This is a genomic window from Rhizobium bangladeshense (genome assembly GCF_001662075.1).
GTDB classification, from domain to species: domain Bacteria; phylum Pseudomonadota; class Alphaproteobacteria; order Rhizobiales; family Rhizobiaceae; genus Rhizobium; species Rhizobium bangladeshense_B.
Genome location: NZ_LYPL01000013.1, coordinates 162,211 through 186,720, shown reverse-complemented (window position 1 = coordinate 186,720; position 24,510 = coordinate 162,211). Strand labels below are relative to the sequence as shown.

Genomic DNA, 24,510 nt, shown 5'->3' with positions numbered 1-24,510 from the left:
GACGCAAAGACATCAACCCTGCCACGGATCCAATACGACAACGCCCGCGCCTTCGAAATCCCTGATATTACGCGTAACCACGGTCAGGCCGAGAACCAGGGCGGTTGCGGCAATCAGAGCATCCACTTCATTGCGCCGATCCGGAATATGCAGATGCGCGCAGCGTGTGGCGATCGCGTCATCGACCGGCAGGATACGGCCGGCGAATGCGGGCCGCACCTGATTTTCCAGCCATGCACGCAGGCGAGCCCCCTGCGCCGCATCTCGGCGCTGCACGCCGAGTATTCCCCGTTCCAGCTCCAGGATCGTGATGGCGGAGATGCATAAGCTCGCGGTATCTTGCGCCCCGGCCCATGCGACCACATTGGCATCTGCCTTGCCGTCTCCGACCTTTCGCAGTTCGGAAACAACATTGGTATCCAGCAAATATTTCAAGACAGATCGACCCCGCGTGGTGCGATCTCAACACGAGGCGGGTCGAAGTCGATATCTGACAAACCCGGCATGAAGAGAGCATCGACCAGGCTGCGGCGCTTGCCGGTGAGACGCTCGAATTCGTCATAAGTCATCAACACGTGGGATGGTTTGCCTCGATCCGTAATGATGACAGGACCATTTTGCGCCGCCTTCTTTGCCCTGCTCACGTCGTGATTGAGTTCGCGGCTGGAAAGGCTTGTCACATTCATAACGCATCTCCATGTAGGTACTTACCTACATATAGTATTCGAAGGATGCAAGGCAAGATCAGACAGCCTGCGCTTGGGCGTGTTGGCTTCCCAGGTAATCTCTGATCTAGTCTGGACACTCCGCCGGGCAGGCCAGCGCGGACTATGATATTCGAAACGAGCGAGAGCCGTATACTCATGACCACTCACCGCTTCATTCCGACGCGCTTTCACAATGTCATCGGCTCGCTTCCGCCTGCCCTGCATATCGCCGACGGCGATACCGTCGTCACCGAGACGATCGATGCCATCGGCTATGACAAGGACGGCATCCGACGGACATCCGGTCCGAACCCGATGAACGGCCCGATCTTCGTGGAGGGCGCCGAGCCCGGAGATGCGTTGAAGGTCGAGATCATCAGCATGGTTCCGACCAGGGGCACCGGCTTTACCCGGAGCATCGTCGCGGCCAATGTCATCGATCCCGAAACGGTTCGCGACCTGCCGCCGCGTAGCATGGCGATCTGGGCCATTGACCGCGAAGCGCTGACCGTCCGGCTGTCCGAGCCGGTCGCCGGCCTCGAAAAATTCGTTCTGCCGCTCGCCCCGATGATCGGCTGTTTCGGGGTGGCGCCCAGCCTCGGTCAGGCGATCTCGACGGCGACCAGCGGCGAATATGGCGGCAACATGGATTATCGCCTGTTCGGCCCCGGCACGACCGTTCGTTTTCCGGTATCGGCTCCCGGCGCGCTGTTCTTTCTCGGCGATTGCCATGCCGTGCAGGGCGATGGTGAGATCGTTGGCACCGGCGTCGAAACCACTTTCGAAGTCACGGTTCGGCTGACGGTGGAAAAGAAGGCCGGACTGGTCTGGCCACGCGGAGAAACCGCCGAAGACATCTTCACCATCGGCAATGCCAGGCCCCTCGATCAGGCGCTTCAGCATGCCACCAGCGAAATGCTGAATTGGCTGGCCTCGGATTACGGCCTCGACAGAACGGCGGCAAGCCATCTGCTGGGACAGGTGGTGCGTTATGATGTCGGCAATGTCTTCGATCCGGCCTATACAATGGCCTGCCGTGTCGCGAAGAAATGGCTGGTCCGCCGATCGTGACGAGCCGGCATCTGCTTCAGTCGTAGCGCGACAGAAAGCCGGAAACGGTCGCCAGGCAAAGCTGCTTTTCCTCGACATGCGGCATGTGGCTGGAATTTTCGAAGAGCACCCATTCGCAGCCGGGAACGCGTTCGAGGTAGGGCTTTACAACCAAGGGCGTCGCCTCGTCATATTTCCCCGAAATCAACAGCGTCGGCGCCTCGATGCGGTCGAGTCGGTCTTCGATCGTCCAGTCCTTCATCGTGCCGATGACGTGAAACTCGGTTGGGCCATTCATGTTGCGGTAGACGGTGTTGTCATCGTCCATGATCGCAAAGGTCCGCGCCACTTCCGGCGGCCACGGCACCACGCGACAGACATGGCGATCATAGAAGACGCGGGAGGCGGCGATGTAGTCCGTATCGGTGAGGCTTCCCGCCTTCTCATGTTTCAGCAGCGTGTCCTGTACCTCTTTCGGCAGTTCCTGCCTCAGCCGGTTCGCTTCCGAAACCCAGGTATGCATGTTGGCCGGCGAGTTGGCGATGATAAGCGCTTTCAGGCCTGGTGGCCGACGCACCGCATGTTCGGCGCCGAGCATGCCGCCCCAGGACTGGCCGAGAAGGGCATAACGATCCTGTATGCCGAGATGGGCAAGCAGCGCATCCAGCTCCTCAAGGAAGAGGCCGACCGTCCAGAAATCCGGGCCTTTCTCGGGTAGACGCGTGGAATTGCCGTTGCCGAGTTGGTCGTAATGAATGACAGGACGGCCATCGAGCTCAGTAATGCCCTTGAAGGAATCGACGTAATCATGTGTGCAGCCGGGCCCTCCATGGGCGACGACGAGCGGCAGTTTGCCGCTTTCCACCGAACCGGTCACGCGATACCAGGTGCGATATTCGCGAAAGGGCAGATAGGCTTCACTCGTTGCGATTTCGGCCACCGGCGTCTCCATCTCTTGGGCGTTTGGAGACCATAAAGCGGCGGCAGCGACGAAGGCAGCTATCACAACTTATAGGGTGGCCAGGAGCCGCTCTAAAGCACGTCGCGATCTTTCAGATTCGCTCGTCGTGCTTTAGGTCTGTGTTTTTACGCGTGTCGTTATCGCAAAGCCGCGCACACTTTTGCGCGACACGCTCTAGTTTCGGTCGCGCCCTTCGAGTAGGCGGTAGTGGGTGGCGCGCACGACGGCCTGGGTGCGGTTGCGGGCGCCGAGTTTCTTGGCCGCGGCATTGAGATGCATCACCACGGTCGGCACCGAGCGGCCGATGATGCGCGAGATTTCCTTGGCAGAATAGCCCTCCGCCGAATGGCGCAGGCATTCGCGTTCCCGCTCGGTCAGATGGATGGTACCGACGCTGCGCGCCTTCCTGTCGAAAAGCGAATAGGCCGTCTCGTGGAAGACATGGGCGAGCAGGTTGAAGTCGGCGATATAACGCAGCGCATGCCGTTCGAAGTCGCTGTCTTCGCCGAAGCGGATGCCGGTGACGGTCGCATAGTCGCCGCCCGGCATATGGACCGGCACGGTGACGCCCGTCGACATGTCGCGTTCGCGAAGATAGCGCGTCACCGGCGCGGTGTCATCGCTCATGAAGCGGTTGATCAGCGTGTCGGCATTCGTATCGTAGTTCCAGAAGAAGGGCGCGCTGCTGCGCAGCGCCACCTGCTGGACCGGGTCGATGCGGAAATAACCGCGGCCGAACCAATAATCGTGCATGTCCTCGGCGATGTTCCGGAGTTTCAGCAGCGAGGGTATCATGATCGCGCCGTCGAGATCGTAGGGCACGGGCGTATAGTCATAGATCAGGGCCTCGAAGCCCAACCGCTTCATCGCCTCGAAGGCCTGGTCGATCCGGCCGTCCAGCGTTTCATGCGCTGTAAACTGCCGTCTGATCGTCCCGATATCATCAAGCATGGGCAGTTCCCCGGTTCGCATGCGCCCTACCCTATCACTTCTTATAGCTGGCACGGGACGCGTTTTCCGGTAAAAATTTAACCATGCCCAAATATTGAGCAAGCGAATTCTTCTGCCGGAGCAATCAATGTGGCGTGAAATCCAGCCGGACGCCCGTTTCGAAATCGATGTCGATGGCTACCGCGTCGTCGCCTATAGCTTCGGGACCGGCGCCGAGACGGTTTTCTGCTTGAACGGCGGTCCCGGCCTGCCCTGCGATTACCTGCGCGAGGCGCATTCCTGCCTGATCGACAAGGGCTACCGTGTGGTCGCCTTCGACCAGCTCGGCACGGGCGCCTCCGATCGGCCGGACGATCTCTCGCTCTGGACGATCGGCCGTTATGTCGAGGAGGCCGAGACGGTGCGCAAGGCACTTGGGCTCGGCGAGGTTCACCTGCTCGGCCATTCCTGGGGCGGGTGGCTGGCGATCGATTATGCGCTGACCTATCCCGAGAACCTCAAGACACTGATCCTCGAAGATACCGTCGCCGACATGCCGCATCTGATCTCGGAACTGGAACGGCTGCGGGCGGCACTCGGTCCCGAGACTGTGTCGATGATGCAGAAGCATGAGGCTGAGGGCACCTACGATCATCCTGAATATCTCGCCGCCGTCACCATCCTCAACTACCGCCACGTCTGCCGCCTGGCCGAATGGCCGGCGCCGGTTCGCCGCTCGCTCGACGACTGGAACATGGCGCCCTACGCGACCATGCAGGGCCCGAACGAGTTTCTCTACATCGGCAACCTCAAGGACTGGAACCGCATCCCCGATCTGCCGCGGCTGACGCTGCCGGTGCTGATCACCGCAGGCGAGCATGACGAGCTGACGCCGGCCTGCGCGCTGAGAATGAAGCTCGCACTGCCGAATGCCGAACTCAAGGTATTTGCCAATGCCAGCCACATGCCGTTTTATGAAAACCCGCAGGACTATTATCCGGCGCTTCTCGATTTTCTATCCCGGCACAAGGCAGCTTGATGCAAATGAAAGCGGCTCCAACCCGACGAAGACAGAGGGGCGATCGCCGCCATGCATCGCTATAAATTCGTTCTGACGCGACCGCTGCAGTTCCTGCCCGTCATTTTCGGCATCAGTGTCATCACCTTCATTCTGGTTCGGCTGATCCCCGGCGATCCCGCACGCAATATCCTCGGCACGCGCGCGACGCCGGAGGCACTTGCCAGCATCCGCGCCCAATACGGTCTCGATCAGCCGATGTGGCTGCAATATGTCTATTTTCTCAAGAACCTCGCCAATGGCGAGATGGGCAAGTCGATCCTCTACAAGATCGACGTGCTGAAGTTGATTGCGACCCGCATCGAACCGACGCTCGCGCTCGTTGCCGCGAGCGTTGTGCTGTCTGTTCTGATTGCGGTGCCGATGGCGGCGATCGCCGCGCGCAACGCCGGCCGTGCGCCCGACCATGCGGTGCGCATCGTCTCGACCTTCGGCATCGGTTTTCCGCCCTTCTGGCTGGGGCTGATGCTGATCATCCTCTTCAGCGTCGAACTCGGTGTACTGCCGGTTTCCGGCTATGGCGCCACGCTCGGCGACAAGCTTGCGCATCTCGTGCTGCCGAGCCTGACGGTGGCGCTGTCGCTCTCGACCGTTCTGACGCGAAGCCTGCGTGCGGCAATGATCGAAGCGCTGAAGTCGGACGTCGCGACGGCGGCGCACGCTCGCGGCATGCCGGAAGGCATCGTCTTCTGGCGGCATGTGCTGCCGAATTCACTGGTGCCGACGATCAATCTGCTTGCCGTCAACATCGGCTGGCTGATCGGCGGCACGGTGGTGGTCGAGAGCGTCTTTGCGCTGCCCGGCATGGGGCAACTGCTTGTCAGGGCGATCTTTTCGCGCGACTACATGGTGGTTCAGGGCGTCGCCATGGTCTTTGCCTGCGCCACCGTGCTCATAAACTTCATCGCCGACATCGTCACGGTCGCCGTCGATCCGAGGGTGAAGCTATGAGCATCCAGGCGACCGCCCCCGCATCCCACGGCTGGCGCCGGTTCGTCGGCCGGCGGTTAATGTTTGCCGTCGGCGCCGGCATGCTGCTGTTTTTCCTCCTGCTGGCGATCGGCGCGCCCATCATCGCGCCCTACGATCCGATCACTCAGAATGCCGAGGTGCGCCTGCAGGCGCCGTCGCTGCTGCACCCCTTCGGCACCGACAATTTCGGCCGTGATATCCTTTCCCGCGTCATCTGGGGCGCGCGCCTTGATCTGCAGATGGCTCTCATCGGCGTCGCCTTCCCCTTCCTGATCGGTACGACGGTGGGTTCGATCGCAGGCTTTTACGGCGGTATCGTCGATGCGCTGTTCATGCGCCTCGTCGATATCATCCTCGCCTTCCCCTTCCTGGTGCTGATGCTGTCGATCATCGCGATCCTCGGTCCCGGCCTCGGCAGCTTCTATATCGCCATGTCGCTGGTCGGCTGGGTCTCCTATGCGCGGCTGATCCGGGCGCAGATGCTGGTGCTAAAAAGCAGCGATTACGCGGTCGCCGCCGTCAGCCTCGGCTTCAGCCGTCCGCGCATCATGTTCCGGCACCTGTTGCCGAACGCGATCGCTGGCTCGATCGTCTTTTCGATGTCGGATGCGACGCTGGTGCTGCTGAGCGGCGCCGCCGTCAGCTATCTCGGTCTCGGCGTCCAGCCGCCGATCGCCGAATGGGGCGTCATGGTCGCGGAGGGGCAGAGCTTCATCACCACGGCATGGTGGATCACGCTGTTTCCCGGCCTTTCCATCGTCTGCCTCGCCTTTGGCTTCAGCATGCTGGGCGATGCTCTCGGCGAGTTGCTGGGGGTGCATGAATGAGCGGCTCCGTGCTCTCCGTCCGCGATCTGACCGTGAGGGCGCATCTCGATTCCGGCACGCGCACGCTGCTCGACGCGGTCTCCCTCGATCTCGGCAGCGGAGAAATTCTCGGTCTCGTCGGTGAGAGCGGTTCGGGAAAGAGCCTGTTCTGCCGCTCGCTGGTGCGGCTGCTGCCCTCCTCACTGCTGAAGATCGAGAGCGGTTCCGTGCTGCTCGAAGGGAGGGATCTGACGCGGATCGACGACAGGGAAATGCTGCAAGTGCGCGGCGGCGAGATCGGCATGATCTTCCAGAACCCGACGAGCCACCTCGATCCGGTCATGCGGATCGGCGACCAGGTCGCCGAGGGCATTCGCTACCACCAGGGCCTCAGCGCCCGCGAGGCCCGCGCCGCGGCGGTGGAAATTCTGTCGCAGGTCGGTTTTCCCGATCCCGCCCGCCAGTACGACAGCTATCCGTATGAATTTTCCGGCGGCATGCGCCAGCGGGCGATGATCGGCGTTGCGCTGTCCTGCAATCCGAAGATCCTGATCGCCGACGAGCCGACGACGGCGCTCGACGTGACCATCCAGGCGCAGATCCTGCGGCTGTTGATCGACATTCGCGACCGGCGCGGCCTGTCGATCATTCTCATTACCCATGACCTCGGCATCGTCGCCCAGACCTGCGACCGCATTGCCGTGATGCGCGGAGGCAAGCTTATTGAAGCGGGGCCGAAGCGTGCGATCTTGGCGCGGCCGCAGCATCCCTATACGGTCAGCCTGATCGACAGCCACCCTTCAATTTCAGGCGAGCAGCCCGCGCCGCCATCCGTTCATGGGGACGCAGGCAGATCGGCCAGGCCGCTACTGGAGGTCGACGATCTGCATGTGCGCTTCAGGGGCGGCGGCCTGTTCAAGGGCGGTGCCAAGACGATCAGTGCCGTCTCCGGCGTCAGCCTGAGGATCATGCCGGGCGAAACCGTCGGCATCGTCGGCGAATCCGGCAGCGGCAAGAGTACGCTTGCCCGCGCCGTGCTCGGGCTGACGCCGCTCTCCGCCGGCCACGTTACCTTCGACGGTGTCGACCTGGCGCAGCAGAGGAAGGCGGGCCTGGCAAAGCTCAGGCGCGAAACGGCGATGGTGTTCCAGGATCCCTACAATGCGCTCAACCCGCGGCTGACGATCGGGCAGATGCTGGCGGAGGTGTTGAAGGTCCAGGGCAAGGTCGCTAGGGCCGAGATCCCGGCGCGCATCGGCGAACTGCTCGATCTCGTCGGCCTCGAGCGCGAATTCGCCGACCGCAAGCCGCGCAGCATGAGCGGCGGCCAGTGCCAGCGTGCAGGCATTGCTCGCGCGCTCGCCGTCGATCCGAAGTTGATCATCGCCGACGAATGCGTGGCGGCACTCGATGTCACCATCCAGGCGCAGATCATCGAGCTTTTCCGGCAGCTCACCGCGAAGATGAACCTGACGCTGATGTTCATCGCCCATGATCTCGCGATCGTTCGCAATCTCTGCGAACGCGTGGTCGTCATGTATCGCGGCGAGATCATAGAGGAAGGCGGCTCGGAAGAGGTCTTCGCCCGGCCGAAGCACGCCTATACCGCGGCGCTGATCGCAGCGATCCCCGATATCGATCCCGACAAGCCGCTGCTGCAGGGCGCCGGCCGCAGCCACGATCCGCAAACCACATCAAGCAAGCGCATGCCATAACAACGAAGGGAACGAACTCATGACGAATAACTGGAAATCGATCGGGCTTGCCGCCCTGCTCGCCGGGCTGACGCTCGGCGCAAGTTATGCCGAGGCCGCCGGCGTGCTCACTATCGGCCGCCGCGAAGATTCGACGACATTCGATCCGATCAAGACCGCACAGAACATCGACAACTGGGTGTTTTCCAACGTCTACGACGTGCTGATCCGCGTCGACAAGACGGGCACCAAGCTGGAACCGGGGCTTGCCGAAAGCTGGACGATCTCGGATGACGGACTGACCTACACCCTCAAGATCCGTGAAGCGAAATTCTCCGACGGTTCGCCGCTGACGGCGGAGGATTCGGCCTTCAGTCTGTTGCGCATCCGCGACGATGCCGCCTCCCTCTGGAGCGATTCCTACAAGGTGATCGACACGGCAGTGGCGACCGATCCGCACACGCTGACGATCAAGCTCAAGAACCCGTCCGCGCCGTTCCTGTCGACGCTGGCGCTGCCGAACGCGTCGGTCATCTCGAAGAGAGGCATGGAATCTCTGGGCGCAGATGCCTATGCGGAAAAGCCGATCGCATCCGGTGCCTTCGTGATCGACGAATGGCGGCGCGGTGACCGCGTCATCCTCAAAAAGAACCCGAATTTCTGGGAAGCCGACCGCGTCAAACTCGACGGCGTCGAATGGATCTCGGTGCCCGACGACAATACGCGAATGCTGAACGTTCAGGCCGGCGAACTGGATGCGGCGATTTTCGTTCCCTTCTCCCGCGTCGAGGAACTGAAGAAGGACCCAAATCTCAATGTCGGCATCGACGCTTCGACCCGCGAGGACCATCTGCTGATCAATCACGCGCATGGCGCGCTCGGCAAGAAGGAGGTCCGCCAGGCGCTGGATCTTGCCATCGACAGGAAGGCAATCGTCGATACCGTCACCTTCGGCCAGGGCACTGTGGCCAATTCCTACATTCCAAAGGGCGCACTCTATTATTACGCCGACAATCTGCAGCGGCCCTATGATCCCGCGAAGGCCAAGGAAATGCTGGCGGCTGCCGGCGCATCCGACCTGACGCTGAATTACGTGGTTCGCGCCGGCGACGAGGTGGACGAGCAGACGGCCGTCTTGGTCCAGCAGCAGCTGCAGAAGGCCGGCATCACCGCCAATCTGCAGAAGGTTGATCCGAGCCAGGAATGGGATATGCTGGTTGCCGGCGACTATGACATCTCGGTCAACTACTGGACGAACGACATCCTCGATCCGGACCAGAAGACCACCTTCGTCCTCGGCCACGATTCCAACAACAACTATTTGACCAACTACAAGAACGAGGCGGTGAAGGAGCTGGTCGCGAAAGCCCGTCTCGAGCTCGAGCCCAAGAAGCGTGAAGGCATGTATGTCGATCTGCAGAAGATGGCCAAGGACGACGTCAACTGGATCGACCTCTATTACAGCCCCTACATCAACGTCTCGCGCAAGAATATCGAGAATTTCTACCAGAACCCGCTCGGCCGCTTCTTCCTGGAGGATACGGTCAAGAACTGAGTTCGGGCAGCATGCAAATGCTCCGTCGCCGTAAGGCGGCGGAGCTTCATCTTTGCTGCGACACCTGGCCGGGGCGAGCTTACTCGGCGGCCGCCGCGAGCTTGTCCTGCGTCCTGGTGTCGAAGTCGCTGGCGTCGTGGCGTTCATGCAACTGGCCCGACGGTTCGCCGGAAGTCCGGTTGACCATGCGTCCGCGCTGCACGGCCGGGCGACTGAAGATCGCATCGGCCCAGCGCTGGACGTTCTTATAATCCTCGACCTGCAGGAATTCGGCCGCGCCGTAGGTCCAGCCCTTCACCAGCCCGCCATACCACGGCCAGACGGCAATATCGGCGATCGTATATTCGCTGCCGGCCAGATACTCGCTTTCGGCGAGACGGCGATCGAGCACGTCGAGCTGACGCTTCACCTCCATGGCGAAGCGGTCGATCGCATATTCGATCTTCATCGGCGCATAGGCGTAGAAGTGGCCGAAGCCGCCGCCGAGATAGGGCGCGCTTCCCATCTGCCAGAACAGCCACGACAGGCATTCGGCGCGGGCGGCCGGCTCGGTCGGCAGGAAGGCGCCGAACTTTTCGGCGAGATAGGTGAGGATGGCGCCGGATTCGAAGACGCGGATCGGCTTTTCGCCGCTGCGGTCCATCAGCGCCGGGATTTTCGAGTTGGGATTGATCTTGACGAAATCGCTTCCGAACTGGTCGCCATCGCCGATCCGGATCAGCCAGGCGTCGTATTCCGCACCGCTATGGCCAAGGGCCAGCAGCTCCTCGAGCATGATCGTGACCTTCTGTCCGTTCGGCGTTCCGAGCGAATAGAGCTGCAGCGGATGACGGCCGATCGGAAGCTCCTTCTCATGTGTCGGTCCTGCTATCGGGCGATTGATGTTGGCGAACTGGCCGCCATTCGCCTTGTTCCAGGTCCAGACTTTCGGGGGGGTATAGTCGGGAGAACCGCTCATCTTTCAAAACTCCTGGGATTGGTCGGACGGAGTGCGGCGCAGGTTGGGTTGCCGCATTTTTCCTGACATAGCAGAGGCGAAGAGCTCTTGTCACAGGTGTTGGCGCGGTTTCACGCAATCGTCAGCGCCTTGGCAAAGTTCATGATACCCCTCTCGGACGCAGCGTTCAGGCTGCGCCTTCGCCTTCATGATTGACTGCCGTCCTGGTGCCGGAGGAGAAGATGATCAGGGCAAAGAGCGGTTCGGTTCCGAGGGCGCGCGCCCAATGACGGACATTGCGGGGGATGCGGATGGCGTCGCCAGCTTTCAGCCGATAAAGGACATCGCCGAGCTTATGTTCGCAACTGCCGGAAACGACATAGAGGATCTCCTCACAGTCGGGATGTGAGTGCAGCTGGTTGCGCTCGCCGGGATTGATGCGGCAGGTGCCGAAGGTCATCTCGGCGCCGGGCGTACTGTCGCCAGTGATTTTCCAGTTGAGCTCGCCCCAGGAGGTCGGCATGAATTCGCCGCCGGCTTTCCGGAAAATGACTTCGCTGTCGGTCAAGGCTGTCCCTCCCCTATCAGAGATTGGTGGTGACGCCGGCATCCGTGCGTCTGTAGAATTCGAAGAGCTTCATGATCTCGCGGGCGATTTCGAGCGTGCCCCTCGTGATCGGCGTACCCGCAAGGATCGCGTCGGTCAGGTGCAGGATTTCGGGCACATATCCGAGATAGAAGAGGTTGTTGTTGTAGAGCTGGCCGAGCGAATGTTCGGGCTCGTAGAGGAGCGCGGCATTCTCGTCCGGCTGGATGAAGCTTGCGGCGCGGCCGTAGGACGGCAGCTCCGCCTTGCGGAAATAGGTCAGCCGGCTGCCGTTTTCGACGATGGCGTTGGCGCCCTCGCCGATGATCTCGACCCGCTCGAAGATGCTGCCGCCGGATTGGCCGGCGGTAAGATGCAGCGTGCCGATCGCGCCGGAGCGGAAGCGCAGGCTGGTGACGCTCGCGCCCGTCAGCGGCTCCCATTCATAGCCCGCGCGCTCGATCTCCCCGCCGAGGAAATTGAGGATCGCCCCCGGATGATAGATGTGGTCGAGGAAGCTCTGCATCTTGACGAGATCGGCGCGCTCTTCCGGCTTCGGCAGGCTCTGGGGATAACGGACGTTGATCGAGGTCAGCCTGCCGAAACCGGGGGAACCGATCAAATCCCTAAGTTTCTCGATCGTGGGGAAAAAGGTCTTCTTGAGTCCGGTCATCACCATACGGCCGGCCGCCGCACTTGCCGCGTGCAGCCGTTCGATGTCCTCGATGCTTGCTGCCGTCGGTTTCTCCATCCAGACATGGGCGCCTGCTGCAAGCGCGTCGAGCGCCAGATCGGTCGCCTGCACCCGGCCATCGGGATGATAGGCGGTGACGAGAAAGACCAGTTCCGGCTTTTCCAGTTCCAGCATCTCGCGGTGATCGGTATAGGCTTTGCCGGCGCCGAAGAGCTTGGCGAATATCTCGGCGCGGCCGAGATCGAGATCGCAGATACCGGCGAGTTCGACCGGCGCATAACGCAGCGCCGGATAGACGTTGCGATAGGCATGGCCGCCGGCGCCGATGAAGCAGGCCTTGATGCGGTGATCGAATTCGAAATTGTAGCGGATTTCCCGCTGGACATGATGCGACATGGTCAGCCCTTGATTGCTCCCTGCGTCAGCCCTTCGGTGAAGCGGCGCTGCATCAGGATGTAGAGAAGAATGATCGGCAGGAACGAAATGACGGTGCCCGAAAAGACCAGGCGGTAGTCGGAGGCGTAGGTGCTGGCGAAACGGACCAGCCCGAGCGGCAGTGTCTGGACCTCGGGGCTGATCAGCACGATCAGCGGCAGGAAGAAGTCGTTCCAGGTGGAGAGCGCGCTGATGATGACGAGCGCCTGCACCGCCGGCGTCGAGATCGGCAGGAAAACCTTGGTGAGGATCTGGAGATGCGAGGCGCCGTCGATCTTGGCGGCCTCGATCAGGTCATCCGGCACGCCGATGAAGAAACTCCGCATCAGGAATAGGCCGAAGGGAATGCCGTTGCTCACCTGCACCAGCACGATTCCAGCAAGTGTGTTGACAAGGTTGAGCCCGAAGAGCACCTGATAGAGCGGAATGACGATCGCCTGGACCGGCACGGTGAGGCCGAGGATGAAGGCGTAGAACAGCCATTCCCGGCCGGGAAAGCGGATCTTGGCGAGTGCGTAGCCGGCAGGCGCGCATGTCAGCAGCGACAGGATGACGACGCCGACGAGATTGATGAGGCTGTTGCCGACGAGATCGCCGAATCCGCCGATCTGCCAGGCATCCAGATAATTCCGCCACATCAGGTCGGCGGGCCAGGTGAAGGGATCGGCCCGGCCGATTTCGGCCTCGGTCTTGAAACTCGAGACCAGCAGCCAGATGAAGGGGGCGAGGATCAGGATTAGAACTGGGGTCAGCGCCAGCGCCACCGGCCATTCGCGATTGCGCACACTCATTGGGACTGCCTCGCGCGCCAGCGGTTGAAGACGATGGTGATGGCAATGGCCAGGAGGCTGAGCAGGATGCAGAGGACCGCTGCCAGTCCGTGATCCTGGGATTGGAAGGCGAGCCGGTAAATATAGGTGGTGATCAGTTCGCTCTGGTAGAAGGGGCCGCCATTGGTCATGACGAAGACCGTGGCGAAGCCCTTCAGGCCGTTGATCATCGCCAGAGAGACGACGAAGGTCATCACCTCGCGAAGCCCCGGCAGCGTCACATGGATCAACTGCTGGAAGGCGTTGGCGCCGTCCACCTCAGCCGCGTCGTAGAGCGAGCGGTCGATATTCTGCAGGCCGGCGATGAAGAGCAGCATGTAGAGGCCGAAGCCCTGCCACGAGCTCGCGACATTGACGGAAAACAGCACCAGGGCCGGATCGGAAAGCCAGCCTTGCGTGAAGGCACCAAGCCCGATCCGCGTCAGGGCCGTGTTCAGGAGGCCGAAAAAGGGATCGTAGATATTGGCCCAGATGACGCCGACGACGGCCAGCGACACCAGATGCGGCAGGAAGAAGGCGGTGCGGAAGAAGACCTGGGTGAAACGCAGCCTGCTGACGGCGAGGGCCAGCAGAAGGCCGAGCCCGCCTGCCATCACCACATGGTAGGCGAGCCAGACGAAGGTATGGACGAGGCTCTTCCAGACGATCGGATCATGCGCCGCCTTCGCATAATTGCCGAAGCCGACGAAGCTCGCGGAGGTGTTGAAACCGGCCGAGCTGTTGAAACTCAGCCAGAAAGTCGCGGCGATCGGCAGCAGGGTGAAGACGGCGTAAAGCGCGAGCGCCGGCGCCATCAGCCAGAATGCGGTGCCGGCATCCCGATCGGCTGAGCCGGACCCGGCCGCCCGGGGTTTGGACATATGGGCGAATGTTCCGCCCGTATGTCCTGCCGCGGCAGGGGTAGTGCTGAGAGAAGCCACGACCTTGCTGCCTGATGTTTCGGGGATGGCCACTATTTCGCCTCTGCCATCTTCGCCTGGATCTGCTTCATGCCGTCTTCACCGCCGATCTGGCCGGAGATCAGGCCCTGGATGACCTGGAAATAGGTGTCGAGCACCGGCCCGGGCAGATAGACGCTCGGATTATAGCCGACGCCTCCGGCCGCGGCCGCGAAGATCTCCTTCAGGACAGGGGTCGGCGGTTCGAGGCCCGGGATTTCGCGCGGATAAATCATCGTGCTTGCCGGATCCTGCGCACGCTTCTTCATCACGGCATCCGACAGCATGAAGTCGATCCATTTCATCGCGAGTTCCGGTTGCTTGGAGTTGACAGGCACCAGCCAGCTCCAGCCGACGCCGCCGGTCGGCATGGCCGCGCCCTTGATGTCGGAGGGCATCGGCGCATAACCGGCATTCTTGAGGTCATAACCGGCCTTGCGGGCATTGGCGGTGAACCAGGGGCCGGCAACGAACATGGCGGCGCGCTTGTTGAACCAGAGCCGCGAGGCGCCGTCGAGATCGAGGCCGGCCATTTCCTTCTTGATGTCGCCTGCCTCGACCAGCTTCTGCAGCCGGATGGCGCCGGCGGCGACCGAGGGATCGTCCCAGGCAATTTCGCGACGCAGCGCCTTGCCGATCACCTCCTTACCGCTCGCCGACTGCAGCAGGCTGCCGAAGAGATGACCGGCGCTGCCCGTCGTGCGCGGGCCGATGGCGATCGGCTGCAAGCCGGTCTCCTCGATCGATTTCATCAGCGCTTCGAATTCGCTCCAGGTGGCTGGGATCTTCCAGCCGGCCTGCGCGAAAATGTCCTTGTGGTACCAGATGCCCAGCGCATCGAGCCCATCGGGAACCTCATAGATCTCGCCGGCGAACTGGCCCTTCAGCTCGGTGTAGAGCCAGGGATAGATCTTGTCTTTCCAGCCGCGCTTTTCATATTGCTCGGTGAGCGGCATCACCTGCTTGGCGTTCTTGACGACGCTGATGCGGCCGATGCCGGAGTTGGTGAGGATCACGTCCGGTCCGGCATCCGACTGGATCGCCGCCTGCACCGCGCCGTTGCTGATCGTGCCGGTCGGCGGCATGAATTCGACGGTCACACCGGGATTGGCTTTTTCGAAATCGGCCTTGATGCCGTTCCAGAGCTGCGCGACCAGCGGCTCGGTGATCTGCTCGGGCCCCCACATCTTCAGGGCTTCGGCATGTGCCGCCAGCGAGCTTGCGGCGATCATCGCCGCAAGTGCGGTGCTGCGGGCAAGAAATTTCAGCATTGTTCCCTCCTCCGGACCGCTCCTCGGCCCATGTTTTTCGGTTGCTGAAGGAGACCTCCCTCTCCTTCATGTCCTTCGGCTAACCCTTCTGAAAGCGCGCCATGACGGCCTGCTGGACATCGCTGATATGCGCGTGCATCAGCGCTTTGGCGCGGGCAATGTCGCGCGCCCTGAAAGCCTGCAGGATCTGATCGCGCTCCTCGGCCGCCCTTTCGGCCAGATCGCGGCTCTCATTGGCGATCGAGCGGCAGATCTGAATCTGCAGTGCGAGCCGCGCCAGCGTTTCGATCAGCGGCGCGCTCCCCGAAAGCTCGGCAATGGTCTCGTGGAATTCCTTGTCGCGAATGCCGTAGGTTTCCATGTCGCCGCGGCGCAATGCGGCCACTGCTTCATCCAGGATACGCTCGAAGTTTGCGATATGCCGGTCGCTCATCTCCGGAACGGCGAGCTCGACGGCAAAGCATTCGAGCGTCTTGCGCAAATTATAGAGGTCGTCGATCTCTTTCGGCGTGAAGCTGCGCACGAAAAAACCGCGATAGGGCTTGATCTCGATCAGCCCTTCCTTGGCGAGCGTGCCGATCGCCTCCCGGAATGGCGTGCGACTGACCTGCAGCCGTTCCGTCAGTTCTTTTTCGTCGATTGAGACGCCGCTCGGCAGCTCGCCCGAGACGATCAGGCGAACGATTTCCTCGTAGATCCGCTCGCGAAGGGTGAGGTGGCGCGGTGCGTTCATGGTTTCCATTTCCGTCTGGCGTTGATAATTTAAGTATGCAATATGCGAAATAATATACAATATGAAAAATACAAAAACAGGAATTTTATCGAAAGCTCACAGAGAAGTTTGAAAAGAGGAGGAAAAACAATGGGAACGGTCTATATCGTCGGCACCTGTGACACCAAGAGCGCGGAACTGAATTACGCCAGGGAGGTGGTTCTGTTGGCCGGCGCCGATGCCATCCTGGTCGATGTCGGAACGCTCGGGGATAGCGCCGGCGCCGATATCCGGGCGCGGGAAGTGGCCGAATTTCATCCCGAGGGCGCGGCGGCCGTGCTGGGGCAGGCCGATCGGGGAACGGCGGTTTCGGCCATGGCCAGGGCGCTGACGGCATTCCTGACATCACGCAGCGACATCGGTGCCGTTCTCGGTCTCGGCGGTACCGGCAATACCGCGCTCGTCACGGAAGCGATGCGCGCACTTCCCATCGGCCTGCCGAAACTGATGGTCTCGACGGTCGCCTCGGGCAACGTCGCGCCCTATGTCGGGCCGAACGATCTGACCATGATGTATTCGGTCGTCGACGTCGCGGGCCTCAATGCGATCTCGCGCAAGGTGATCGGCAATGCGGCGAACGCGGCGGCCGGCATGGCCGGCAACGCCATTCCCACCTCGAGCGATGATCGGCCGGGTATCGGCATGACCATGTTCGGCGTCACCACGCCTTGCGTCACGCAGATCCGTGAGATGCTCGGCAAGACGCATGAAATCTACGTCTTCCATGCGACCGGCGTCGGCGGCCAGTCGATGGAGAAACTTGCCGATTCCGGCCTGCTGCAGGGCGTGATCGACGTGACGACGACCGAGGTTCCCGATCTCCTCGTCGGCGGCGTCTTTCCGGCGACCATGGATCGCTTCGGCGCGATCATCCGCACCGGCCTGCCCTATGTCGGCTCGGTCGGCGCCGTCGATATGGTGAATTTCGGCGCGCGGGAAACCGTGCCGGCGCCTTTCCGCGACCGCAGGCTACATGTCCACAATGCCCAGGTGACGCTGATGCGCACCACGCCGGAGGAAAACGGCAGGATCGGCGCCTTCATCGTCGAGCGGCTGAACCGGATGCAGGGTCCGGTCCGTTTCCTGCTGCCGCTCCAGGGCGTTTCGGCCATCGACGCCGCCGGTCAGCCGTTCCACGACGCCCAAGCAGACGCGGCGCTGTTTGCCGCCATCCGCGACGGCTGGCGCGATGCGGAAAACAGGCGCCTTGTCGAGATAGACGCCCATATCAACAGCCCGGAATTCGCCGCGGCACTCGTTGCCAACTTCCATGACATCCATGCCTCAAGGAGGGAATTTTGACCCGTATCGACAGAAACGACATTCTGAACAGGCTTCGCCGCAAGATCGCCGAGGGCCGGCCGATCGTCGGCGGCGGCGCCGGCACCGGCCTCTCCGCCAAGAGCGAGGAAGCCGGCGGCATCGACCTGATCGTGATCTATAATTCCGGGCGTTACCGCATGGCCGGGCGCGGCTCGCTGGCCGGCCTGCTCGCCTATGGCAATGCCAATGAGATCGTCAAGGAGATGGGCCGCGAGGTCCTGCCGGTCGTGCGCCACACACCGGTGCTTGCCGGAGTCAACGGCACCGATCCCTTCATGCTGCCTGATCACTTCCTCGACGAACTGAAGGCAATGGGCTTTGCCGGCATCCAGAACTTTCCCACCGTAGGGCTGATCGACGGCACCTTCCGCGCCAATCTCGAAGAAACCGGCATGGGCTTCGATCTCGAGATCGATATCATCGCCCGCGCACACGCCAAGGACATGCTGACGACGCCCTATGTCTTCAGTGCCGAGGACGCCATGGCCATGACCAGGGCCGGCGCCGATATCGTCGTCTGCCATCTCGGCCTGACCACCGGCGGCGCGATCGGCGCCGAAACGGCGCTGACGCTCGACGGATGCGTGGAGAAGATCAACGCCTGGACGGATGCCGCCAAATCCGTGCGCGACGACGTCATCGTGCTCTGCCACGGCGGTCCGATCGCCATGCCGGCGGATGCCGCATACGTGCTCGCCCGCTGCAAGGGATGCAACGGCTTCTACGGCGCAAGTTCGATGGAGCGGTTGCCGACCGAAGTTGCGATCCGGGCACAGGTCGAGGATTTCGCAAGGATTTAGGCGCGACTTGGACCGGCCGTACGCCAGCTGCCGGCGTCCCCCGATGTGGGGCGCCGGCCGCGACGAAAAGCTATGGCATGACCATCGCACCGGCGGTTTCCGGGGAGCCAAGGATCTCGTCCAACTGCCTGACCAGCACGCGGCTGCCCTTGACGTCGTCGGCCAGCCTGGAGAAAACATCAGCCATGCCGCGAAAAATCTCCGCTGCCGGATCGTCCTTTCCCAGGAAGTCGGCGATCTCCTGCATTTCGGCGACCCAACGATAGGCTTTCAGATACATGTCGGGAATGGATTTCGACAGTTTGCGGTCGACGTCGGGAAGGCTTTCGGCGAGTTCGGCCTTCAGGCTTTCGGCAGCGCCAGAGCGGGATGCGGCCAGCAGCATTGCGGCGCCGAGGCCAATAAAGCCCTTGTTGATGCCGGCATAACACATCTTCAGCGCCGAAGCCGCGCCGAGCGGGCCGTCGAGCCTGCGGATATTCAAGCCGTAATTCTCAAGCGGCCTGCTTCGCTCCGCGCTATCGCCGCTGATATAGATGGCCGGCCCCGATTTGCCGGGAACCGGCGGCCCGCCGATGATGGCGCCGTCGAGAACGTCAACCCGGCTGCCATCGAACCGCGCCGCCAGCGCCTGCATGGTTTTCGGCGCGATCGCATTGAGGTCGATAAAGGGCGGCGGCGCCGGCATCCCCGACGATATCTCCGCGACCAATTCGGCGACACCGATCGCTTCGGCCGGCGGAACGATCGACAGGATCAGCTCGGCCTGCCCCAGCGCCCAGTGTTCGACAGGCACCATGCCGGCTGACTTGGCGCGCGCAATCGTCTGATCGCTTCTACCGTCGAGATGGGTCAGCACCGTGGCGCCATGGTCGATCAGCCGTCTGGCGACAGCACTTCCCATTGCGCCCGCTCCGATGATTGCGAAATTCGGCATGTGAAACCTCTTTGGTGTGACGACGAAATTGCATCAGAGCTATGGCCGATCGGACCGCCGTCAACTGCGACAAGGCGGCAGGATGCTCGTGTTGAAGCGGGGCGACGGTTTTCCGCGCACGCCGCCGTTTCACTGACGGGCGGCATTCCGACTTGATTTTGGTCAAAGCAGGCGTCGTCGATCAAGGTAAGATCACAGCAATGGCTGGCATTCGAGGATATTGATTCAATGTATCGCACGATCATCTGCGGCATCGGCATGGGTTCGAGGCGGACGGCAAACCGTCTGCTGCGCCGGGCTGCGGCACTTGTGGACGAAGGCGGAACCATCCTCGTGATGCATGTCATCGAGAATGTCCCGCAGCGTCGTCTGACCGGTATTCCCGAGGAAACTGAAACGGCCGCCATCGTCGATGCCGAAAGGAAGCTTGTGTCGCTCTGCAAGGAGTTGGGAATCCCTGTGATGATCGAGGTTCGCATCGGCGTTGCCGCCTCCCTGCTGGTGTCGGTCGCAAGGGAGAGAGCGGCCGATCTCATTCTGTTGTCATCCCACGTGCCCGATATCACCGACTACGTCTTCTCCTCGATCGTCGAGAAGGTCGTGCGTCATGCGGGATGCTCGGTTCTGGTCGATGGGCGTTCAGACGACGCGCATGAGGGCTCCGCATCCCAAACCGAAGACGCCGCTCTGCTCTGAGCTCTGGCAACTTCCCGCCGATCATACGACCGCCGGCTTGAAGTGCCCCGTGGGTTGCCTCTCCCCGGCGGCGGCCCGGCAACCTATATCAGTGCCAAGCCAACCAGCAGCATGGACTGCCCGACCGGAGATATGCATGAGCCAGGATCCCTATGAGCTTCTGGGCGTGAAGCGGGATGCGACGCAGAAGGATATTCAGAGCGCGTTCCGCAAGCTCGCCAAGAAGCTTCACCCCGACCTTAACCCCGGCGATAAAAAGGCGGAGGATCGATTCAAAGATATTTCGACCGCTTACGAGATTTTGAGCGACGAACAGAAGCGGCGACGTTTTGACCGCGGCGAGATCGATATGACGGGCGCCGAGCGGGCGCAGCGCAGCTATTACCGCGACTATGCCTCGGCGAGCGGTGCCAACGATCCCTACCGCAACAATTCCGGCTTTGCCGACTTCGCCGACATCGACAATACCTTTGCCGATTTCTTTTCGCGTCGCGCAGGCGGCGGCAGGACGCGCAGCCAAGGCCAGGATCGGCGTTTTTCCATGGAGGTCGATTTTCTCGAGGCCGTCAACGGCACCAGGACCGAGATCAAGCTGCCGGATGGGCCGCAGCTCGATGTGCAGATCCCGCCTGGAACCCGCGACGGCCAGACCTTGCGGCTGCGTGGCAAGGGTGAGCCGGGCCTTGGAGGCGGGCCGCCGGGCGATGCCCTTATCGAAATCCGGGTGAGGCCTCACCGCTTCTTCACGCGCGAGGGCGACGACATCCGCCTGGAACTGCCGATCTCGCTTGGCGAGGCGGTGCTCGGCGGCAAGGTCCGCGTGCCGACACCGTCGGGACCTGTCAACGTGACGCTGCCTCCGCACTCGAATACGGGCAAGGTCCTGCGGCTCAGGGGCAAGGGCGTTCCAAAACGCGGCGGCGGACACGGCGACGTCTATGTCTCCCTGAAGATCGTGCTGCCCGATAAATCAGACGAACGGCTGACCTCCCTGGTGAAGGAATGGGCGGCGGCAAATCCATACGATCCGAGGAAGAATATGGAGGCCTGATCATGGATGATCATGAGTTCCGTCTTTGCCTGAAAATCGATGTCGTCCAGCTCGACTTCTGGGTCGAACGGGGCTGGCTGATCCCGGAGATGTCAGGCGAAGGGCGGCAGTTTCGCGAGGCCGATGTCGCCCGCGGCCGGCTCATCCTCGATCTCATGGGCAATATGGGCGTCAACGAAGCCGGCGTCGATGTCGTCATGAATCTGATCGACCAGCTTCACGGAATCAGGGGAACGATGGGCAAGCTGGTGACGGCCATCGGCCGGCAGGACCGGCAGGTTCAGCAGCGGCTCATCGAGAGCCTCGAGGATATCGACCGCTTTTGAGGAACCGGCCGAATGCGGCGGATATCCTCACATTGCGAACCAGTAGCGGACGATGTGGAAGAACAGCGGTGCGGCGAAAGTGATGGAATCCAGCCGGTCGAGCACGCCGCCATGGCCTTCGATCACATAGCCCCAGTCCTTGGCGTTGAGATCGCGCTTGATCGCCGAGAGCACGAAGCCACCGAAGAAGCCGGCGACGACGATAACAGTGCTGACGGCTGCCGCCTGAAGGGGTGAGAAAGGCGTCAGCCGGTAGAGCAGCGTTCCCACCAGGATCGCCGAGGCGCCGCCGCCGATCAGGCCCTCGAGCGTCTTCGACGGGCTGATGTTCGGGGAGAAACGATGTTTTCCCAGAAGCTTGCCCCAGACATACTGGAAGACGTCGCTGAGCTGCACGACGATAACGAGATAGACGAGAAGAAGCGCCGGCGGCGTGCCGGTCTCAAGCATTAGGAGCGCGGGCGCATGGCTGATCGAATAGACCGTCAGCATCAAGCCCCATTGCACCCTGGCGGTCCGCGCCAGGAATTCCTTGACGTCGCCGGTGAGCGTCGCCACCGCCGGCAGGATCAGGAAGGCATAGACGGGAATGAAGATCGCAAAGAGGCCGTACCATAACGTTCCGAGCAGCACATAGTGCAGCGGCAGGACGACGAAGAAGGACAGGAACAGCGCCAGGTGATCGCCGCGCCGTGACGGCGTCAGCGTCCAGAATTCGCGTAGCGCCATGAAGGACAGGAACGCGAACAGGATGACCACCGCCGTATCGCCGAGCAGGATCGCGCCGCCGAACACCGCGACCATGATCCACCAGGAACGGATGCGGGCGTTGAGGTTCTGGACGGTGGCGACGGAGCCGGGCTCGGTCGCGCGCCGCTGCAAGATGAAGCCGATGGCGGATGCGACGGCGAGCAGGCCGAGGATCGCGGCAAGGACGATGGAGAAAAGGCTGGTCATGCGGTGCGCCCTCCATCTGCCAGCTCGATGATCGCGGCGCGGGCCCGCGCCAGGAATGCGTCCTTGCCTTCGCCGGGTTCGACACGCAGCGGCTTGCCGAAGCGCGCCGTGCAGGTGATCGGCACGATCAATATGCTTCCCTTCGGCAGGATGCGCTGCAGATTGTCGAGATGGATCGGTACGAGATCGACATCGGGGAAGCGGCAGGCAAGGCGATAGATGCCGCTGCGGAACGGAGCGATCTCCTCGGTGGCGCTTCTCGTCCCCTCGGGAAATATCAGGATCGAACGCCCTTCCTCGAGCAGGCGCTCGAGCGGCTCCAGCGGGTTGCTGTCCGGCAGAGGCTTGCGGTCTATCAGGACGGCGCGCAGGCCTTTCTCCGCGATGAAACGGCGGAGAGCGCTGGTTCCCCAATAGTCGCGCGCCGCAACCGGATGGGTCAGCCGTCGCACCTGATACGGCAGGGCGGCCATGACGGCGACCGTATCGACATGGCTGTTGTGATTGGCGAAATAGATGCGGCGGCGCGTGTCGGGCGTGCAGCCCCGCCATTCGCTTCGGGCGCCGACCAAGATACGGACGAACAACACAAGGAGGCGACGGACAAGCGCGGTCATAGTCTCTCCAGCGAATGGGAAAGCGTTATCGTACGGGTGATGCAGGTGACGAGGCTGCCGACCGCGATGATGGAGGGGGCGATCGGATGTGAGATGAACAGGATGGGCGCCGCGCCGATGCCGGCAAGCAGGATCGAGAGAAGCGAAATGCTGTTCAGCGTGACGCCGGTGCGCGCTAGCCACGCACTTAAGCCGATCGCCCAGGACGGCGGCCGGCTCGCGATCGGCCGCCGCGAGACGTCCTGTTCTTCACCCATTTTCTTGTTTCCCCAACCCGACAGTTCTCTGCATATCCTGCAAATATCGTCGCGCCAAGCCCATGCAGGTCCGGTCCGAGCGCCCCTTGCGCCGAAGCGAAGAAGGCGTTTGTTGGAATGGAAATTCTCAACCAGGAGGAGCGGCGGGATCGAGGTGCAGGCTGCCGCGCCGCGTTTCTTTCCGCCATGTCGCGACGCCCTGCAGCACGTAAAAATTCGGCGGGCGAGGAAAGAGCCAAAAGGGGTTGATCAGCCTGATTTTTAAGCCCGCTCTCTCCTTGACACATTTTTAGGCGCTACTATGATTTTTGAACCAGATGGTAAAAAAAGGGGAGCAATCGATGACCAAAGACATGCTGATTTCGCGCCGGGCAGTGATCGCATCGGGCATTGCGCTCGGAGTGAGCAGCCTGGCCCCGCTCGCAAGGGCTGCCGCCCCGCTGAAAGTTGCCGGCATTCATGCGTCGCCGGTCGAAAACGCCTGGAATTCCTGTCTTCACAAGGCCCTTCAGGATGCTGCCAAGGAAGGCGTCATCGAATATGTCTTTTCCGAAGGTGTCTCCGGCACCGATTATCCGCGCGCCATGCGCGAATATGCCGAACAGGGCAACAAGCTGATCATCGGCGAAGCCTATGCGGTGGAGAAGGAGGCCCGGCAGGTCGCGGCCGACTATCCCGAGACCGCCTTCGTGCTGGGCTCCAGCGGCGACCAGGCCGGCGACAATTTCGGCGTCTTCGGCACATGGAATCATGACGGCGCCTATCTGGCCGGCATGCTGGCGGGCAAGATGACCAAGTCGAACGTCGTCGGTTCGGTCGGCGCCATCCCGATTCCCGAAGTCAACATGCTGATCAACGCCTTTGCCGCGGGCGTCAAGGCTGTCAATCCCGACGCCAAGCACTTGGTCTCGTTCATCGGCACCTTCTTCGATCCGCCGAAGGCCCGCGAGGCCGGCCTCGCCCAGATCGACGCCGGCGCCGATATTCTGTTCGGCGAGCGCATCGGCACCGCCGATGCCGCCAAGGAACGCGGCATCAAGTCGGTCGGTTCGCTGGTCGATTACACGCCGCGTTATCCCGATACTGTGTTTGCCAATGCCATGTGGTATTTCCGCCCGATCCTCAATGCTGCAATCGCCGATGTCGCCGCGGGTAAACCGGTCGGCCGCAACTACACGTCTTACGGCCTGATGAAGGAAGGCGGCAGCGATATCGTCTTCGTGAAGGGTGTGGCGCCTGCCGAGGCTGAGGCCGCTATGGAGGCCAAGCGGGCGGAGATCAAGGCAGGCACCTTCGAAGTTCCGAAGATGATGGAAGAGCCGAAGTAGTT

At 61.9% G+C, this 24,510-nt stretch carries 26 protein-coding genes and 1 pseudogene; 12 read left to right on the top strand and 15 right to left on the bottom strand.

Annotated features, from left to right (window positions below):
- Positions 1 to 12 precede the first annotated feature (12 nt).
- Positions 13 to 435 (bottom strand): type II toxin-antitoxin system VapC family toxin, encoded by a 423-nt coding sequence (locus tag A7X77_RS23845; RefSeq protein ID WP_064685310.1) that lies wholly within the window; start codon positions 433 to 435, stop codon positions 13 to 15.
- A complete protein-coding gene (locus A7X77_RS23840) occupies positions 432 to 686 on the bottom strand; it encodes a type II toxin-antitoxin system Phd/YefM family antitoxin (RefSeq protein ID WP_004677292.1) in 255 nt (84 codons plus the stop codon). The genes A7X77_RS23845 and A7X77_RS23840 overlap by 4 nt, the downstream gene beginning before the upstream one ends.
- 177 nt (positions 687 to 863) lie before the next feature.
- Between A7X77_RS23840 and A7X77_RS23835 the strand changes: the two genes are divergently transcribed.
- The gene (locus A7X77_RS23835) at positions 864 to 1,778 is read left to right on the top strand and encodes an acetamidase/formamidase family protein (protein ID WP_064685344.1); all 915 of its coding nucleotides are present in this window, start codon (positions 864 to 866) and stop codon (positions 1,776 to 1,778) included.
- 16 nt (positions 1,779 to 1,794) lie between these two features.
- Here the strand turns inward: A7X77_RS23835 and A7X77_RS23830 are convergent, their stop codons facing one another.
- Both A7X77_RS23830 and A7X77_RS23825 read right to left on the bottom strand, forming a co-directional pair.
- On the bottom strand, positions 1,795 to 2,709 hold the full coding sequence (locus tag A7X77_RS23830) for a proline iminopeptidase-family hydrolase (RefSeq protein WP_432431349.1): 915 nt from the start codon (positions 2,707 to 2,709) through the stop codon (positions 1,795 to 1,797).
- 183 nt (positions 2,710 to 2,892) lie between these two features.
- Positions 2,893 to 3,669 carry a helix-turn-helix transcriptional regulator gene (locus A7X77_RS23825; RefSeq protein WP_064685309.1) on the bottom strand — a complete coding sequence of 259 codons (777 nt, stop codon included), beginning with the start codon at positions 3,667 to 3,669 and terminating at the stop codon, positions 2,893 to 2,895.
- A 127-nt stretch (positions 3,670 to 3,796) separates the two neighbouring features.
- Here A7X77_RS23825 and A7X77_RS23820 point away from each other — a divergent pair, with 127 nt between their 5' ends.
- Genes A7X77_RS23820 through A7X77_RS23800 form a run of 5 tightly spaced genes read left to right on the top strand, consistent with a single transcriptional unit; the run spans position 3,797 to position 9,753 of the window.
- Positions 3,797 to 4,687, top strand: coding sequence for a proline iminopeptidase-family hydrolase (locus tag A7X77_RS23820; RefSeq protein WP_064685308.1), 891 nt, complete (start codon positions 3,797 to 3,799; stop codon positions 4,685 to 4,687).
- A 51-nt stretch (positions 4,688 to 4,738) separates the two neighbouring features.
- On the top strand, positions 4,739 to 5,677 hold the full coding sequence (locus A7X77_RS23815) for an ABC transporter permease (protein ID WP_064685307.1): 939 nt from the start codon (positions 4,739 to 4,741) through the stop codon (positions 5,675 to 5,677).
- Complete coding sequence (locus A7X77_RS23810; RefSeq protein WP_064685306.1) at positions 5,674 to 6,525, top strand: ABC transporter permease; 852 nt, start codon at positions 5,674 to 5,676, stop codon at positions 6,523 to 6,525. Before A7X77_RS23815 ends, A7X77_RS23810 begins: the two co-directional genes overlap by 4 nt.
- Positions 6,522 to 8,219 (top strand): dipeptide ABC transporter ATP-binding protein, encoded by a 1,698-nt coding sequence (locus tag A7X77_RS23805; protein ID WP_064685305.1) that lies wholly within the window; start codon positions 6,522 to 6,524, stop codon positions 8,217 to 8,219. Before A7X77_RS23810 ends, A7X77_RS23805 begins: the two co-directional genes overlap by 4 nt.
- 19 nt (positions 8,220 to 8,238) lie before the next feature.
- Positions 8,239 to 9,753 (top strand): ABC transporter substrate-binding protein, encoded by a 1,515-nt coding sequence (locus A7X77_RS23800; RefSeq protein ID WP_064685304.1) that lies wholly within the window; start codon positions 8,239 to 8,241, stop codon positions 9,751 to 9,753.
- 79 nt (positions 9,754 to 9,832) lie between these two features.
- Here A7X77_RS23800 and yghU read toward each other — a convergent pair whose 3' ends face one another.
- The 7 genes from yghU to A7X77_RS23765 form a co-directional block, all read right to left on the bottom strand.
- On the bottom strand, positions 9,833 to 10,711 hold the full coding sequence (yghU, locus tag A7X77_RS23795) for a glutathione-dependent disulfide-bond oxidoreductase (RefSeq protein WP_064685303.1): 879 nt from the start codon (positions 10,709 to 10,711) through the stop codon (positions 9,833 to 9,835).
- Between the two features lie 166 nt (positions 10,712 to 10,877).
- A complete protein-coding gene (locus A7X77_RS23790) occupies positions 10,878 to 11,258 on the bottom strand; it encodes a cupin domain-containing protein (protein ID WP_064685302.1) in 381 nt (126 codons plus the stop codon).
- 16 nt (positions 11,259 to 11,274) lie between these two features.
- A complete protein-coding gene (locus A7X77_RS23785; RefSeq protein ID WP_064685301.1) occupies positions 11,275 to 12,366 on the bottom strand; it encodes a Gfo/Idh/MocA family protein in 1,092 nt (363 codons plus the stop codon).
- Between the two features lie 2 nt (positions 12,367 to 12,368).
- On the bottom strand, positions 12,369 to 13,196 hold the full coding sequence (locus tag A7X77_RS23780) for a carbohydrate ABC transporter permease (RefSeq protein WP_064685300.1): 828 nt from the start codon (positions 13,194 to 13,196) through the stop codon (positions 12,369 to 12,371).
- On the bottom strand, positions 13,193 to 14,095 hold the full coding sequence (locus A7X77_RS23775) for a carbohydrate ABC transporter permease (protein ID WP_082928857.1): 903 nt from the start codon (positions 14,093 to 14,095) through the stop codon (positions 13,193 to 13,195). Before A7X77_RS23775 ends, A7X77_RS23780 begins: the two co-directional genes overlap by 4 nt.
- A 92-nt stretch (positions 14,096 to 14,187) precedes the next feature.
- Complete coding sequence (locus A7X77_RS23770; RefSeq protein ID WP_064685298.1) at positions 14,188 to 15,444, bottom strand: ABC transporter substrate-binding protein; 1,257 nt, start codon at positions 15,442 to 15,444, stop codon at positions 14,188 to 14,190.
- 79 nt (positions 15,445 to 15,523) lie between these two features.
- Complete coding sequence (locus A7X77_RS23765; RefSeq protein ID WP_064685297.1) at positions 15,524 to 16,177, bottom strand: GntR family transcriptional regulator; 654 nt, start codon at positions 16,175 to 16,177, stop codon at positions 15,524 to 15,526.
- A 129-nt stretch (positions 16,178 to 16,306) separates the two neighbouring features.
- Here A7X77_RS23765 and A7X77_RS23760 point away from each other — a divergent pair, with 129 nt between their 5' ends.
- Positions 16,307 to 17,518 carry a Tm-1-like ATP-binding domain-containing protein gene (locus A7X77_RS23760; protein ID WP_064685296.1) on the top strand — a complete coding sequence of 404 codons (1,212 nt, stop codon included), beginning with the start codon at positions 16,307 to 16,309 and terminating at the stop codon, positions 17,516 to 17,518.
- Entirely contained in the window at positions 17,515 to 18,339 is an 825-nt protein-coding gene (locus A7X77_RS23755) for a phosphoenolpyruvate hydrolase family protein (protein WP_064685295.1), read from the top strand. The genes A7X77_RS23760 and A7X77_RS23755 overlap by 4 nt, the downstream gene beginning before the upstream one ends.
- Positions 18,340 to 18,409: 70 nt before the next feature.
- Here A7X77_RS23755 and A7X77_RS23750 read toward each other — a convergent pair whose 3' ends face one another.
- Positions 18,410 to 19,276 carry an NAD(P)-dependent oxidoreductase gene (locus tag A7X77_RS23750; protein WP_064685294.1) on the bottom strand — a complete coding sequence of 289 codons (867 nt, stop codon included), beginning with the start codon at positions 19,274 to 19,276 and terminating at the stop codon, positions 18,410 to 18,412.
- Between the two features lie 228 nt (positions 19,277 to 19,504).
- On the opposite strand from A7X77_RS23750, the gene A7X77_RS23745 reads away from it, so the two are divergent.
- From A7X77_RS23745 to A7X77_RS23735, 3 genes are all read left to right on the top strand, one after another.
- Positions 19,505 to 19,972 (top strand): universal stress protein, encoded by a 468-nt coding sequence (locus A7X77_RS23745; protein ID WP_064685293.1) that lies wholly within the window; start codon positions 19,505 to 19,507, stop codon positions 19,970 to 19,972.
- A 136-nt stretch (positions 19,973 to 20,108) separates the two neighbouring features.
- Positions 20,109 to 21,023: a DnaJ C-terminal domain-containing protein gene (locus A7X77_RS23740; RefSeq protein WP_064685292.1), complete on the top strand. Its 915-nt coding sequence runs from the start codon at positions 20,109 to 20,111 to the stop codon at positions 21,021 to 21,023.
- A 2-nt stretch (positions 21,024 to 21,025) separates the two neighbouring features.
- Positions 21,026 to 21,349: a chaperone modulator CbpM gene (locus A7X77_RS23735; protein WP_064685291.1), complete on the top strand. Its 324-nt coding sequence runs from the start codon at positions 21,026 to 21,028 to the stop codon at positions 21,347 to 21,349.
- 27 nt (positions 21,350 to 21,376) lie between these two features.
- Here A7X77_RS23735 and A7X77_RS23730 read toward each other — a convergent pair whose 3' ends face one another.
- From A7X77_RS23730 to A7X77_RS23720, 3 genes and pseudogenes are all read right to left on the bottom strand, one after another.
- Positions 21,377 to 22,306 (bottom strand): phosphatidate cytidylyltransferase, encoded by a 930-nt coding sequence (locus tag A7X77_RS23730; RefSeq protein ID WP_064685290.1) that lies wholly within the window; start codon positions 22,304 to 22,306, stop codon positions 21,377 to 21,379.
- Positions 22,303 to 22,923: a lysophospholipid acyltransferase family protein gene (locus A7X77_RS23725; protein WP_064685289.1), complete on the bottom strand. Its 621-nt coding sequence runs from the start codon at positions 22,921 to 22,923 to the stop codon at positions 22,303 to 22,305. Before A7X77_RS23725 ends, A7X77_RS23730 begins: the two co-directional genes overlap by 4 nt.
- Before the next feature lie 77 nt (positions 22,924 to 23,000).
- Positions 23,001 to 23,180 (bottom strand): annotated as a pseudogene (locus tag A7X77_RS23720) (CDP-alcohol phosphatidyltransferase family protein); the annotation flags it as partial.
- Positions 23,181 to 23,521: 341 nt separating this feature from the next.
- Here A7X77_RS23720 and A7X77_RS23715 point away from each other — a divergent pair.
- Positions 23,522 to 24,508, top strand: a complete 987-nt coding sequence (locus A7X77_RS23715) for a BMP family protein (protein ID WP_064685287.1) — start codon at positions 23,522 to 23,524, stop codon at positions 24,506 to 24,508.
- The last annotated feature ends 2 nt before the right edge of the window (positions 24,509 to 24,510 follow it).